Genomic DNA, 13,642 nt, shown 5'->3' with positions numbered 1-13,642 from the left:
CGACAAGTCGCTAGGGTCTCGTTTTTGAGCCGGCGTAGCGGTCAGACGGGAGCAACGATTCCAGCCCCGCGATCACCATCTGGATCGCGAAGTCGAAGTGCGCCGTGCGGCCGAGTGGGTTGAGCTCGATCAGACGCCGAAGGCCGGGAACTGCATCGGCCGGTTGGTCCTCGAGGAAACGGATGAGCTCCTCACCCTGCGGGTGCCCACCTTGCGAGACCAGGATCTCGTTCTGAGCGGTAGCGTGCACCACTTCGCTGATGAATGCGACCGCGTGACCGACGGAATCCTCGTCGAATCCTGCGTCGAGGAGCTTGGAGATGATCGCCTCGCCGGGCGCGAGCGCCGCCGCATCGCTTCCCAGCGGGAGCTTCACGTAGAGGACGATCGACGAGTGCCGGATCAGTGCACCGTGGATGTTCTGCGCGTAGCTACGGACCCAGTCGCGCCAGTCGTCGCTCTCGGGTGGGGTGTAGTCGGCCAGCTCTGAACTGAGCATCGCCGAGGCGACGGTCGCGAACAGCTCCTCCCTGTCGGCGAAGTGGTAGTTGATCGTCGTGCGGTCCACACCGAGTCGATCGGCGACTGCCTGCATGGACAGCTCCCCGAGTGGCAGCCCCCTGGCCGCATCGATGATCGAGGCCCGTGAAACGCGCGCGGGGCGCCCGCGTCCACGCCGGACAGGCTCTGCCCGAGTTGGATCCTCCACCATCGCGTACCTCACTTTCAGGCACTCATTCTGTCAACATCCTGAGCCCTCGATCGACTGCTTGCGTCATACCGAACTGTCGGATACTGTTTTTTCACGCCCGTTGGTAAATACTCTACCCGCGAATCGAACTGACAGAGGAGTCGACTCCGTGGCGTCTCAGGAGAGCTCCCCGGATCTCGAAGAAAGCCTGAAATGTCCCACGACGACTCCTTCCGGAACGCGGCCCTCGCTCCCGCCTCACGTGCCCAGCTACTCCTCAAAGAGATGACGATCGAGGAGAAGTCGCAGCAACTGACCTGCATCATGCCGCCGTCCGTACTCGCTAGTGGCGTGCTCAACACGGAGACGGTCGAAGCAGTGCTCGGCGAGGGCATCGGGCAGGTCGCACCACTCACCAGCACGGGTGGCACCAACCCACAGCAGATCGCCACAGAGATCAACCTCATCCAGCGCTACCTCGTCGAGAACACGCGTCTCGGCGTCCCTGCGGTCTTCCACAACGAGGCCATCGCCGGCGTTCAGGCCCCTGGCCACACGGTGTTCCCCACCGAGTCGGGCGTCGCTGCCACGTGGAGCCCCGAGCTCAGCAAGCAGATGGGTGACCTGGTGAGCAGCCAGATGCGCCGCCTCGGCCTACGCCAAGCGCTCGGCCCCGTGCTCGATGTCTCGCTCGAGCCGCGCTGGGGCCGCGTTCACGAGACGTACGGAGAAGACCCGTACCTCGCCGCAGCCTTCGGCACGTCGTACATCGCTGGCCTGCAGGGTACCGATCTCGCCGACGGCGTTGTCGCGACGGGCAAGCACTTCCTGGGCTACGGCGCCTCCGAGGGCGGATTGAACTCGGCTAACGTCGAAGCCGGATCCCGTCGCATCCGCGACGTCTTCGCCCTCCCGTTCGAGGCCGCCATCCAGCTCGCGGGACTCCGCTCCGTCATGAACACCTACTCCGAGGTCAACGGCGTCCCCGCGGCGATCTCCTACGAGCTCCTGACAACGCTCCTGCGCGGAACCCTCGAATTCGAGGGCTATGTCTCCTCCGACTACATCTCGTTCCAGCACGTCGTCGACCGCGCGAAGGCCGCCGTCGATGCCGCCGACGCGGCGCGTCTCGGCCTCGAAGCAGGGCTAGACCTCGAACTCCCATCGCCGTGGTCCTACGGCAAGGTCCTTGCCGAAGAGGTGCGCGCCGGACGCGTGGAGGAGGAGCTCCTCGACCTCTCCGCCCTGCGCCTACTGACGACCAAGTTCGAGCTGGGTCTGTTCGAGCAGCCGTACGCCCAGGAGACCATCGACCTGGACGCTGTCGCCCAGGAGGGCCGCGAACTCGCCCAGGAGATGGCCGACCGCAGCGTTACCCTCCTCGCCAACGACGGCATCCTCCCCCTCGACGTGAAGGCGGGGCGCGTCGCCGTCGTCGGGCCGCACGCCGAGGCCGCGGCGTTCCAGTACCCCGCCTACTCGTTCCCTGCGGCTCGTGCCGTGGGCATCTTCATGGCTCAGGGCGGCTTCAACAACATGGTCGGCATGGAGGAGTACATGCCGGAGACGCAGGCTTCTGCCGAGAAGCCGCTCACCCAGGAGGAATGGGTGCGCAGCGAATACGGCGTAAAGGGCCTGGCCGAAGAGCTGTCCGCGCTCGGCGCCTCCGTCATCGTCGAACCGGGCACCGGGATCCTCAAAGAGCTCGACGACCACGCGTTCACCCGCGCCGTGAGTGCCGCGCGCGACGCCGACACCGTCGTGCTCGCCGTCGGGGGCGCCAGCGCCTGGTTCGTCGGCGATCGCACCGAGGGTGAGGCGAGCGACTCACTGAGCATCGAACTGCCCGAGGTTCAGCGCCGACTGATCGACGCGATTATCGCTTTGGGTAAGCCGACTGTCGCCGTCCTCATCCAGGGGCGGCCGTACGTGTTGCCCGCCTCGCTGCAGAAGGCCAACGCTCTCGCGAGCGCGTCGTTCAACGGCGTCGGCGGCATCAACGCCATCGCCCGCGTCGTCACCGGTGAGATCAACCCGAGCGGCAAGCTCCCCTTCACGCTGCCACGGCACCAGGGACAGCTGCCGATTTTCCACCACCAGCGTTCCGCGAGCGGCTACCGCAGCCACACCCCGTTCGGCAACCACTACATCGACGGGCCGGCCACCCCGCTCTACCCGTTCGGGTTCGGGCTCAGCTACACGGCGTTCGAGATAACGGACCTGTCGGTCACCCCCGACGCGATCGGCACCGACGGTGAGGCGACGATCGCCCTGACTGTCCGTAACACGGGCGATCGATCCGGTGCCGAGGTCGTGCAGCTCTATGTGCACTCGAACACAAGCGGGGTGACGCGTCCGGCTCAGCAGCTGGCCGGCTTCAGCCGCGTGGAGCTCGAGGCCGGAGAGGCGCGTCGCATCACCTTCACGGTCGCGGCCGCGCAGCTCGGCTACACGAACGCGCGTGGCGGGTTCTCCGTCGATCCCGGAGTCGTCGACGTCTACGTCGGAACGTCCTCCGACGACCGGAGCCTCACCGGATCCTTCACGGTCGAGGGAGCGTCGCGCCCGCTCAAGAGCAGCGAGCGCAGCTTCTTCTCGACGGTCGACGTCGCGTCCCTCGCCGAGGCTGCTGTCTGACAACCCGACCACGGGCCGGTGACGACGTCCGCGTCGCCGCCGGCCCGTGCCGTGGCCCACATTCGATGACGAATCCTGACTCACAGCTCGGGCTCCGCGAGAGGAAGCATCGCGAGACGCGGGCTCGGCTACGCGAGGCAACCTTCTACTTCGTAGACCGAGACGGTCTGGAGGTCGCCAAGATCGACCACATCGCCGATCGCGCCGGCGTGTCCCCGCGCACCTTCTTCAACTACTTCGAGAGCAAACAGGATGCGCTGCTCGAAAGCACTCTTCTCCTGCTCGACGACGACCTGCTGGCCGAACATTCCGCGCTCTACAGTGAATCGGATCCTGTCGAATCGGTCATGGGCTTGCTCTTCCTGATCGGTCGGCCGGTACTGGAAGACCTGGCTCAGCATCGGCATCGCGCACACATCATCCGGCGCCACCCGCAGCTGGTCTCCGCACACGTCGGGCACGTGAGCAAACTCAGCGAAGCCCTCACCGAGGTGACGCTGCGTACTCTGCGGGCCAGCCCGCGGTGGTCGGATGTCGAGCCGAGGGACGCGAGCGCTCATCTGCTGCTCGGGCTCTGCGCCGGCGCGATGCGCTCCCTTGTTCCGGATGGCGAGGGAGCCGCTCCCCTGCCACCGATCGCCACCCTTCAACGGCAGAGCATCGAGCTTGTGCGTTCAACGCTCGGGCGGCTGGCGTGAGACCTCAGTCGTGCGCGGCCAGCCAGCTGGTGAGCTCGCGCATCCCCTGAGCGAATCCCGGACTCTTCGGTTTGTTGAGGAACGCGTGCGTGCCGGTGATAACTACTTCGCGCACCTCCGTTCCGGCCGCTCGGAGTTCGTCAGCGAAGGCGTGCCCCGAACGACGCAAGCGATCGTTCGAGGAGTCGAAGATGAGCGTGGGAGGGAATCCTCGAACGTCGCCGCCGCCCGGGAAGGCATAGCCGGGGACGAGCAGAGCCGGGTCGCCGACGTAGTTCAGGTTCATGCGGCGAAGCATTGACGGGTTGAACGCCCACTTGGCCAGCACCCCGCGCAGTTCCGCCTCGATCGCCTCGCTCGCCGGGAGCACCGCGTGGAAGGTGCCATAGGCCAGGGCGAGCGCCCGGACAGGGACGACGCTCTCTTCATCCCTCAAGCGCATCGCAGCGCCCGCTGCGATGTTGGCTCCCGCGCTTCCGCCCCCCAGGTTGATCGGGGCGCCGGTTTCTTCCAGAAGAGATCTCGCGGCGTCGACGACATCGTCGAGCCCTGCCGGGTACCGGCCAGGGTGCGCCTCGAGGTCGGGATCCTTCCACGGATTCGCTCGTGGCGCGAGTCGATAGTCCACGGTACGGACGAACGTTCCCGCTGCTGCCAGCGCACGCGCGGGCGCATCGGACTCCTTCTGATCCAATCCACCGCTGCTGAAGCCGCCCCCGTGCACCCACAAGAACGCCGTACGAGCAGTGAGTGTGCGAGGCCGGTAGTCACGCACGAGGACGGTGCCGTGACCACCAGTGATCTTGTGATCCTCGGTGGTGAACGTGTCGGCGGACGACGTCTCTGTGCTCATTCGGTTCCCTGATCTGTAGCGGTGAGGAGAAGGCGTTCCATCCCTGCGATGAAAAAGTCAAGTTCGAAGGCGAATTGGGTGTCGATGTCGTCCGGTCCGTTGAGATCCGCGGAGACGAGCCAGCGAAGTTCTTCATAATCGCCTTGGGCAGCGCCTTCGCTCAACACCCTCCGGACTTCCGGACCCTGTGGATGCTCGCCCATCTGCTTCTCCATCACGGTGTCCCGCCCGACACCCATCGCCAAGCGGGTGACGAAAATCAGAGCGCGGCTCGCGACCTCACGCCCGAAACCCGCCTCGACGAGCCGGCGGAGAACGAGTTCCACGGGCTCGAAGATCGCCGGGTTGTCGGTGTCGATCCGGTAATACATCGTCGCAACTCCGGTCGCGACCATCCCGTCGCGGATCGCCATCGCCCACGCCCGGACCGTTGCCCGCCAATCGCCATCCGAACCCAGCACTTCCGCCGTGAAGGTGTCAGCGAAGCGAGACTCGAAGACGTCGGCGGCGACCAGGCGCAACAGGCCGTCACGATCCGTGACGTGGTAATTGATCGCCTTCCGATCCACCCCGAGTTCGTCGGCGACGGCCTGCATCGTCAGAGTCTGCGGGTCGAGGCCCTTGGCGACCTCAAGGATTCGCGATCGGTCGATCTGGAGGGGGCGCCCCCGCTTGCGCGCAGGGGTTCCCGCTGTGGCATTGCCGAAATCAGCCATCGGCTCCTCCTTGGGTCGAACGAATTGACGAAGCGTCGCCCTCAGTCTATTATTTCCCGCACGGGAGTCAATTCTCCCCTACGGGAAAAACTCGGACTCGAGTCGTCCCGAAGCGAAACCCGAACCTGCACTCGGACAAAGGAGTTCACCCGTGATCGAGACCACGGCCATCCCAGCCGTTCAGCCCACAAAGAGTCCCCGCGGATACGTTCCGACCCTGGCCCTGTCGTCCTTCGGATTGTTCCTCGCCCTGCTCGGACCGACCATCGGCGGTCTCTCCGTGAAGGTCCAGGGACTCGTGGGGCTCGATGCCGCACCCGCCCAGCTGGGACTCATCACCGGAATCGGGCTCGCGTTCTCGCTCGTCACGCAACCGATCGCCGGGCGCCTCTCCGACCGTTCCATGTCCCGGTTCGGTCGACGTCGACCATTCATCATCGTGGGTGTCGTCGGGCTCCTCTTCGCCCTCGTGATCTGCGGCATCGCCCCGAACGTTCCGTTGCTGATTCTCGGATGGTGCCTCGCCCAGCTGTTCGGCAGCGTCGCGCAAGCCGCGCAGAACGCGACGGTTGCCGACCAGGTCCCCGAGCTGAAGCGAGGCGGCGTCTCGGGCATCCTCGGCGCTGCCACCCCGCTCGGCCTGCTCGTCGGAGCAGTGCTGCTCTCCGCACTGCCTACCGAAGTCCTGCGATTCGTCGTTCCCGGCATCTTCGCCGTCGTCGTCGCCATCATCTTCGTGATCGTGCTGAAGGATCACGTTCGCACCACCCCGCCCAGCACGCCGCTGAACGTGAAGCAGCTACTTCTGTCGTTCGTCTTCAACCCGCGCAAACACCCCGACTTCGGCTGGGCCCTTCTCAGCCGCGCGCTGATCCTGGTCGCCTACGGGAGCGTCTCGACCTATCTCACACTGTTCCTCGGCACGGCCTACGCCATGAACACCACCGAACAGCTGTCCTTCAACGCCATCGCCCAGATCGTCGGAGTCGGAACGCTCGTCGTCTTCAGCGTCGTCGGCGGATTCATCTCCGACCGCGTCGGCCGCCGCAAGCCCTTCATCATCGTCTCCGGGAGCATGATCGCCCTCGGCGTCGCCGGCGTCGCCGTGTCCCCGCTCTTCGGACACCAAGGCGGACTTGCCGTCTTGCTCATCGCACAGGCTGTGATGGGCATGGGCGCCGGCTGCTTCTTCGCCGTCGACCAGGCGCTCTGCCTCACTCTCCTCCCGAACCCGGACGACACCGCCAAAGACCTCGGCATCCTCAACGCCGCCGGCGCCCTTCCCGGAGCCCTCGCACCGCTTCTGGCGGGCCTTGTCTTCATCCCCCTCGGCAACGCGCTCTTCGGCGCCGGCTACACCCTCTGGTTCGGTGTCGGCGCGGTGATGGCCATCGCCGGCGCCTTCCTCATCCTGCGCGTCCGCAAGGTGCGCTGACCAGACAACGACATCCGCTCCGCAAGCAAGAATTCGAAAGGCACTCTCACTCATGGAAACAACCGAAGACATCCGCCTTCCCTACCAGGATGCTGCCCTCAGCATCGAACAGCGCGTCGAGGACCTCCTCTCCCGAATGAGCGTCGACGACAAGGCCGCGCTCATGTTCCACCCGATCCTGCCGTACGGGGATTTCGACGCCCCCGGCATCTTCGGGCTCCCCTCCGCCCGCACCCTGATCGACCGGGGCATCACGCACTTCAACGTGTTGCAAGCGCCGTCCGCGCGCGAGCTCGCCGAGTGGACCAACAGCGTTCAACGAGAGGCTCAGAAGTCGCCGCTCGGCATCCCGGTCACCTTCTCCACCGACCCTCGCCACTCGTTCAGCGACAACCCCGCCACCTCGCTCCTCGCCGGCCCGTTCTCGCAGTGGCCCGAGATGCTCGGCTTCGGCGCGCTCGACGACCCGGACCTCGTTGAGAAGTTCGCCGATACCATCCGTCGGGAGTACCTCGCCGTCGGCATCCGCACCGCGCTGCACCCGCAAGTCGACATCGCGACCGAGCCGCGCTGGTCCCGAGCCAGCACCACCTTCGGCTCCGACGCCGAGGTCGTCGGCCGCCTCGGTGCCGCCTACGTCCGCGGCATCCAGGGCACACAGATCGGCCCCGCCTCCGTCTCCGGGATGGCCAAGCACTTCCCCGGCGGCGGACCGCAGCTCAAGGGCGAGGACCCCCACTTCTCCTACGGCCGCGAGCAGGTCTACCCGGGCAACAACTTCGAGTACCACCTCGAGCCGTTCAAGAAGCTCATCGCAGCCGGCGTCTCCCAGATGATGCCGTACTACGGGATGCCCATCAACACCGAGTTCGAAGAGGTTGGCTTCAACTTCAACAAGGTGATCCTCACTGACATCCTTCGCGAGCAGCTCGGCTTCGAAGGCATCATCTGCACCGACTGGGGCGTCGTCTCGCGCCAGTTCTGGGGCGTCGAGGACCTCACCGAGGAAGAGCGGATGATCAAGTCGATCGACGCCGGCGTGGACCAGTTCGGTGGCGAGACCGAACCCGCCATGCTCGTCCGCCTGGTCACGGAGGGCCGCATCGAGGAGGCACGCCTCGACCAGTCGGTACGGCGCCTGCTGCGCGAGAAGTTCCGCCTTGGACTGTTCGAGAACCCGTTCGTCGATGCCGACGACGCCGACAGCCTGGTCGGAACCGATGAGGCGCGCCGTCTCGGTATCGAAGCGCAGGCCCACGCGCAGACGCTTCTGAAGAACGATGACGGGGCAGCACACCTCCCGCTCACCCCGGGTGTGCGCGTGTATGCAGAAGGGATCGACAAGCGAATCCTCCGGCGGTGGGCGACGGTCGTCGCCACCCCCGAGGAAGCGGACGTCGCCGTCCTGCGCGTCGTCGCACCGTGGGAGTCCCGCGGCGAGCCGGGCGAGCTGCAGAACTTCTTCCACGCCGGTTCCCTTGACTTCCACGCCGAGGATCTCGAGCACATCCGTTCGATCGCTGCGACCGTGCCGACCGTCGTGGACGTGTACCTCGACCGCCCGGCGATCGTCGAACCATTCGTCGCTGACATCGCGTCGTTGATCGTCAATTTCGGATCCAGCGGCGACGCGTTCGTGAAGGTACTGTTCGGCGAGCTCGAGCCCCTCGGCGGGCTTCCCTTCGAGCTGCCGTCGACGATGGCAGCGGTGGAGGCAAGCAAGGAGGACGTGCCCAACGACACGGAGAACCCGACGTTCCCGTTCGGTTCCGGGCTGCGCTACACCGACTGGACACCCGCAGCGCAGCCTGAGAAGTCCGAGGCGGCGGACGATGACGAGGCTTCAGGCGGGCGCTGGGACCTGGACCACTCCCCAATCGGCGACGTCCTCGACGACCCCGAGAGCAGCGCCATCATCGAGCGTTACATCCCGGAGCTCATCGGCAACCCGATGCTCGCGATGGCCCGCTCGATGTCGGTGAACGCTCTGCTCGGCATGGCGGCATCCAATGTCGATCCTGCGACCATCGACGCGCTGAAGGCGGAACTCGCCAGCGTGTGACAGTCAGCAAGCGAGAAGGGCGGCCGACCGGACGATCCGGTCGGCCGCCCTTTGTGTGAAGCGGATGTCTCAGCGCGTGTGGATGAATCCGGCGATCGTGCGAACGGTCGCGCCGACCTCCTCGATCTCGCGCATTCGATCCAGGTGGCCGTGCGTCATGCCACGAGCGACATACAGGGACGCATCGACGCCCTCGGTCACTGCCTGAGAGTGGAAGACCTCTCCGGAGGGTCGGAGGTCGTCGTACTCGGACACGATCGTGAGCGTTCGTGGGAAACCCGTCAGGTCGTTGTCGTCGAGGGAGGCGAACGGGGCTTCGGCGCCGGCCGTGTACGCGCCGAACATGATGTCGATAACGCCCTGAGTCATTCGCGTCGGCCCGAGAGCCGATGCGAGTTCGGGCTCGAGTTCTGGGGACGTCGCGAGCGTGCGGTGAAGGAGCGGGTAGACCACGACAAGCGATGCGGGAAGCTGCTCGCCGTTCGCGCGGAGCTCCAACATCGCCCCGAACGCCAGGTTCGCTCCGGCGGACGCCCCACCGAGCGCAAGGCGAGCAGGATCGAACCCGAGCGCCTCCGACTCGCGCCGAGCCCACCTGACGACCTCCGTCATCTGCCGGTGCGGGAGTGGGTAGGTGACGGACGTCCCGTTGGAGAGCGAGTAGTCGGCCGAGATCACGAGAGTGTCATGAAGGAAGGCGAGTTCGCGCGCGACGGTGTCGGCCTCCGGCATGTCGATGCTGCCGCCGGCGAATCCGCCGCCGTGTGCCCACACGAATGCCGGTCCTGTCCTATCCAGCGACTCCGGTCGGTAGATCTTCACGCGCAGGGGGCCGACCGGCGTATCGAGCGCCTCATCGTGGACATCGCCGATGGGCCCGGGCTCGACGACATCGTCGGCGAAAGCCGCTGCGAGTTTCGCAGCCGTCTCCGGGTCGCGCATCGCCTCCTCAATCGAGTCGAAGCCATCGAGAAGGGCTGCCCTGTTTGCGAAGTGAGGGTGGAGGGGCATTGTTCTGCTTCCGTGGGGTTAGGGCGGGGTCTTGAGCTCAGCCAGCGACGTGATCGTCGGCCAGTTCGCTCTCGTCCGCGTTCGTGATGAAGAGGTCGACCCGCACCGGTTCGCATCCCTCAGCGGTGACGGTGACGGTGACCTCGCCGGTTTCGTGACCGCTGCGGATCACGGCGAGGGCACGACCGTAGAACGTGGTGTGGGTGTCGGTGTTGAAGCCTTCGGTGCTGATCGCCTCGGCGCTGCCGAACCCGAGCAGGGTGGCGGGACCCCCCACCGTTACCGTGACGTCGCGGTCGGTGAGCGGCAGCACCGTGCCCGCGTCGTCGGTCAACGCGATCGGCAGGTAGGCGAGGTCGCCGCCGTCCGCTCGGAGTTCGGTGGACTCCGGCTGCACGTCGAGGCGAAGACCCGTACCGGCGCTGGTCAGGGAGGAGCGACCCGTCACGGTTCCGTCCTCGGCGTAGGCGATGGCTACCAGCTCACCCGGCTGATACGGGAGCGTAAACTTCGTCAGGTAGAGCCCATCGCGGCCGGCTGGCGCGATGCCGGCCCTGCGTCCATTCAGCTGCAGCTCCACGCGCGACGCGTCCGAGTAAACCTCGACCGTCGCCACGCGACCCTCGCAGCCCTGCCAACTCCAGCTGGCGATCGAGTTGGTGGCGCGCCAGCCCGTCTTCACAACCTTCTCGCCAGAGTGGTTCACCGGTTCAACGGCGATGTGCGGGCTGTCCGCAAAACCCCAGGCGATCTCGTTCAGGTACGCCTGGGTCTGGCGGTGACCCGTGATGTCGATCACGGGTTCCCCGGCGAGCAGGGCCGGATACGGCTGGTAGATCGAGCGCTTCGTGGTTCCGTACTGCTTCGTGGCGAGGCCGGCCTCGCCGATGTAGTCCCACGCGGTCCAGGTGAAATCGCCGATCACGTTGGGGAGGTTCTCGATCTGCTTCCAGATCGTCGCCCCGTTGGTCGATCGGGTTTCGCTTCCGACGATGACGCGGTCGGGGTGGAGCTTCGCGTCGAGTTCGTAACGCCCCATCATGTAGTTGTAACCGGCGATATCGAGGTCCGCGAACACGTCCTTGGTCCGCTTGTCGACGGCCTTCAGACGGACGATTCGGTTGAGCAGCTTGTCGAGGATGCCCAGGATCAGGTTGAGCACGCGGATGAGGTTCTTGTTCGGGTTCTCATCCGCGTCTTTAGCGGGAGCCTTCTTCGGTGGCTTTTTCTGGTCGTCCTGCGGCGCGATGAGGTTGAGGAACCCGTTGATCCCGTTAGTCACGAAGCGGGTCGGGTCGAGCTCCCGGGTGCGCTCGGCCATCCGACGATTAGTTTCGATCCCTCGCGGCGTCGCCGTCTCGGAGATCTCGTTCCCGATGCTGTACATGATGACGCTCGGGTGGTTGTGGGCGTTGGCGATGAGCGCTTCCAGGTCGCGCTCCCACCACTGCTCGAAGTCTTTGCTGTAGTCGTGGGCGACCTTGGGCTTGGTCCACGCATCCGTGAGTTCGTCCATGACGAGGATGCCGTGGCGGTCGCAGGCCCGGAGTAGGGCTCGCGAAGCGGGGTTGTGAGCGCTCCGGATGGCGTTGTAGCCGCTCGACTTGAGGATGCGAACCCGGCGGTCCTCGGCGGCATCGAGGGTGTGGGCGCCGATGACACCGTTGTCGTGGTGGATGCACGCGCCGCGCAGTTTCACCGGCGCTCCGTTGATGCGCAGGCCATTGCGAGAATCGACCGCGAGAGTGCGGATGCCGAACTCGTCATCGACCCCGTCGATCTCTCCACCTTCATCGCTGATGGTGACGGCAATCCGATAGAGCTGCGGGTTCTCCGGCGACCAGAGCGCGGCGTCGGGAACTGTGACCTGCTGTCGGATCCGGGCCCGACCGCCTGCGGCTACGAGTAGGTCGCCGGTCACCGGCTCGACATCGTCACCGGAGGGGCTCTTAAGGCTGGCCTGAACGGTGAGCACCTGTGAGGCTGCCCCGTCATTGACGATCTCGGTATCGACGTTGACCGTCGCCGTTCCGTTGCTCACGTCGCCGGTGGATACGCGCAGTCCGGTCGGTGCGACGTGGACGGGTCCGCCGACCAGCAGGCTGACCGGGCGATAAATGCCGCTTCCGGTGTACCAGCGACTGTTGGGCTCGTCTGCGTTGTCAGCCACGACCTCGATGGTGTTCTGCGTCCCGTATTCGAGGTAGTCATCAATCGCGACATGGAAGAGGGCGTAGCCCGACGGTCGTTCGTTCGCGAGCTGCCCGTTCACAAAGACCTTCGAGCGGTGATAGACACCTTCGAACTCGACGACCACGCTGCGTCCGCGCAAGTCCTCCGGAACGTCGAACGTCTTCGTGTACCGATACAGGCCGCCCGGGAAGAAGCCCGTATTGCCACCGTTCTTCGTGTTCGGGTCTCGCTCCTCGAAAAGCATGGCGTCATAGGGCAGCGTCACCGGACCGATCCGGCCGCCCCGGCTCGAGCTCTCCGGGAAGACGTACCAGTGGCGATTGAATGATGTGCGGATCATCGACGATTCACTTCCTGAGACAGATCACGTAGAGTCGGAGTTTCCCGGCTGGGAAACACGTTTCCCGTGCGGGAAACGATAGACTGCAGAGAGCGTCCCGTCAAGCTCGACGCCGAAGGGAGAGGGTCTTCATGACAGCACCGGAGGCAGCCACGAGCGGCTCGAAGGGACGCAAGCGCGGCGGACCCCTGCGGATCGACCGAACCCGCATCATCGATGTCGCCAAGCGATTCGACCCGCAAACACTCACGATGCAGGCCGTAGCCGACGAGCTCGGAGTGGATCGCAAGGCCCTGAACTACCACGTCACCGATCGGGACACCCTCCTGCGACTCGTCGCCGAGGAGGCGTTCGAGTCCGCCTTCGCCGACGCGTTCTCCGGCTACTTCACCGTCGACGACGGCGGCACCGCCGACTGGCGGGATGCGTTGCGTGCCTGGGCGGTCGCGGTGCGCGACAGCATGGTCGCGACCGGCGTACTTGTAACCTACTTCCGTATCAACAGCGACAACTTGGCGATCTTCGAACCGATCGAACTCGTCCTCCGCCGCCTGCACGCCGCGGGCTTCGACGAGACGTCAGCCGGCCGCGCCGTGATCTTCGCCACCCATTTCGCGATGGCCGTCGGACGCGACATCCTGATGCAGAACCAGTTGGGCGGTCACCCGCAGTCCACCGAGGTCATGAACCTCCTCGCCAAAGACGAGGCAGCCGGCGGCTACGAGGGCATTCGCGGACTGGCGTCTGCCGGTCTCAACGGTCCGGCCGACATCGGAGCGCAATTCGACTATGAGCTCGACGTGTTCATCCGTGGGCTTGAACGGTCGATGGACGCGTAGCAGCTCACGATGCGGTGGCGCCGGAAGCCGCCGCCCGCGCTTCGACGGCAAGCTTCGCGGTCCGCACGATCTCGTGGGGGCGACGTGTTTCGCAAAGCGGAGAGAGTGGGATTCGAACTCTAGCGAAGCGCTATTCCCCACCTCATCGGTTGCTGAGGTCCGCGAAT

General features: G+C 65.6%; 10 protein-coding genes. 5 read left to right on the top strand and 5 right to left on the bottom strand.

Features of this window, described 5'->3' with window-relative positions; all coding sequences use genetic code 11:
- Window positions 1–10: 10 nt before the first annotated feature.
- A complete protein-coding gene (locus tag ACYVGI_RS15870) occupies window positions 11–595 on the bottom strand; it encodes a TetR/AcrR family transcriptional regulator C-terminal domain-containing protein (protein ID WP_460633565.1) in 585 nt (194 codons plus the stop codon).
- A 309-nt stretch (window positions 596–904) separates the two neighbouring features.
- Here ACYVGI_RS15870 and ACYVGI_RS15865 point away from each other — a divergent pair, with 309 nt between their 5' ends.
- Together ACYVGI_RS15865 and ACYVGI_RS15860 are read left to right on the top strand one after the other, a co-directional pair.
- Complete coding sequence (locus ACYVGI_RS15865) at window positions 905–3,328, top strand: glycoside hydrolase family 3 N-terminal domain-containing protein (RefSeq protein ID WP_460633564.1); 2,424 nt, start codon at window positions 905–907, stop codon at window positions 3,326–3,328.
- A 65-nt stretch (window positions 3,329–3,393) separates the two neighbouring features.
- Window positions 3,394–4,026, top strand: coding sequence for a TetR/AcrR family transcriptional regulator (locus tag ACYVGI_RS15860; protein ID WP_460633563.1), 633 nt, complete (start codon window positions 3,394–3,396; stop codon window positions 4,024–4,026).
- A gap of 4 nt (window positions 4,027–4,030) precedes the next feature.
- On the opposite strand, the gene ACYVGI_RS15855 is transcribed toward ACYVGI_RS15860, so the two are convergent.
- Together ACYVGI_RS15855 and ACYVGI_RS15850 are read right to left on the bottom strand one after the other, a co-directional pair.
- A complete protein-coding gene (locus ACYVGI_RS15855; protein WP_460633562.1) occupies window positions 4,031–4,879 on the bottom strand; it encodes an alpha/beta hydrolase in 849 nt (282 codons plus the stop codon).
- Entirely contained in the window at window positions 4,876–5,595 is a 720-nt protein-coding gene (locus tag ACYVGI_RS15850) for a TetR/AcrR family transcriptional regulator (protein WP_460633561.1), read from the bottom strand. The genes ACYVGI_RS15855 and ACYVGI_RS15850 overlap by 4 nt, the downstream gene beginning before the upstream one ends.
- 151 nt (window positions 5,596–5,746) lie before the next feature.
- On the opposite strand from ACYVGI_RS15850, the gene ACYVGI_RS15845 reads away from it, so the two are divergent.
- Both ACYVGI_RS15845 and ACYVGI_RS15840 read left to right on the top strand, forming a co-directional pair.
- The gene (locus tag ACYVGI_RS15845; RefSeq protein WP_460633560.1) at window positions 5,747–7,030 is read left to right on the top strand and encodes an MFS transporter; all 1,284 of its coding nucleotides are present in this window, start codon (window positions 5,747–5,749) and stop codon (window positions 7,028–7,030) included.
- Window positions 7,031–7,082: 52 nt separating this feature from the next.
- Window positions 7,083–9,092, top strand: a complete 2,010-nt coding sequence (locus ACYVGI_RS15840) for a glycoside hydrolase family 3 protein (protein WP_460633559.1) — start codon at window positions 7,083–7,085, stop codon at window positions 9,090–9,092.
- Between the two features lie 69 nt (window positions 9,093–9,161).
- On the opposite strand, the gene ACYVGI_RS15835 is transcribed toward ACYVGI_RS15840, so the two are convergent.
- Together ACYVGI_RS15835 and ACYVGI_RS15830 are read right to left on the bottom strand one after the other, a co-directional pair.
- Window positions 9,162–10,103 carry an alpha/beta hydrolase fold domain-containing protein gene (locus ACYVGI_RS15835; protein ID WP_460633558.1) on the bottom strand — a complete coding sequence of 314 codons (942 nt, stop codon included), beginning with the start codon at window positions 10,101–10,103 and terminating at the stop codon, window positions 9,162–9,164.
- A gap of 37 nt (window positions 10,104–10,140) precedes the next feature.
- Window positions 10,141–12,636, bottom strand: coding sequence for a glycoside hydrolase family 2 TIM barrel-domain containing protein (locus ACYVGI_RS15830; RefSeq protein WP_460633557.1), 2,496 nt, complete (start codon window positions 12,634–12,636; stop codon window positions 10,141–10,143).
- A gap of 131 nt (window positions 12,637–12,767) precedes the next feature.
- Between ACYVGI_RS15830 and ACYVGI_RS15825 the strand changes: the two genes are divergently transcribed.
- Window positions 12,768–13,475, top strand: a complete 708-nt coding sequence (locus ACYVGI_RS15825) for a hypothetical protein (RefSeq protein ID WP_460633556.1) — start codon at window positions 12,768–12,770, stop codon at window positions 13,473–13,475.
- The last annotated feature ends 167 nt before the right edge of the window (window positions 13,476–13,642 follow it).

It is taken from the genome of Leifsonia lichenia (genome assembly GCF_054780215.1).
This window is presented reverse-complemented; position numbering and strand designations above follow the sequence as displayed.

Excerpts from the sequence above, each read along its gene's own strand:
- ACYVGI_RS15840 (WP_460633559.1), top strand. The coding sequence starts at position 7,083 with ATGGAAACAACCGAAGACATCCGCCTTCCCTACCAGGATGCTGCCCTC.
- ACYVGI_RS15830 (WP_460633557.1), bottom strand. The coding sequence starts at position 12,636 with ATGATCCGCACATCATTCAATCGCCACTGGTACGTCTTCCCGGAGAGC.
- ACYVGI_RS15855 (WP_460633562.1), bottom strand. The coding sequence starts at position 4,879 with ATGAGCACAGAGACGTCGTCCGCCGACACGTTCACCACCGAGGATCAC.
- ACYVGI_RS15835 (WP_460633558.1), bottom strand. The coding sequence starts at position 10,103 with ATGCCCCTCCACCCTCACTTCGCAAACAGGGCAGCCCTTCTCGATGGC.
- ACYVGI_RS15860 (WP_460633563.1), top strand. The coding sequence starts at position 3,394 with ATGACGAATCCTGACTCACAGCTCGGGCTCCGCGAGAGGAAGCATCGC.
- ACYVGI_RS15865 (WP_460633564.1), top strand. The coding sequence starts at position 905 with ATGTCCCACGACGACTCCTTCCGGAACGCGGCCCTCGCTCCCGCCTCA.
- ACYVGI_RS15850 (WP_460633561.1), bottom strand. The coding sequence starts at position 5,595 with ATGGCTGATTTCGGCAATGCCACAGCGGGAACCCCTGCGCGCAAGCGG.
- ACYVGI_RS15825 (WP_460633556.1), top strand. The coding sequence starts at position 12,768 with ATGACAGCACCGGAGGCAGCCACGAGCGGCTCGAAGGGACGCAAGCGC.
- ACYVGI_RS15870 (WP_460633565.1), bottom strand. The coding sequence starts at position 595 with ATGCAGGCAGTCGCCGATCGACTCGGTGTGGACCGCACGACGATCAAC.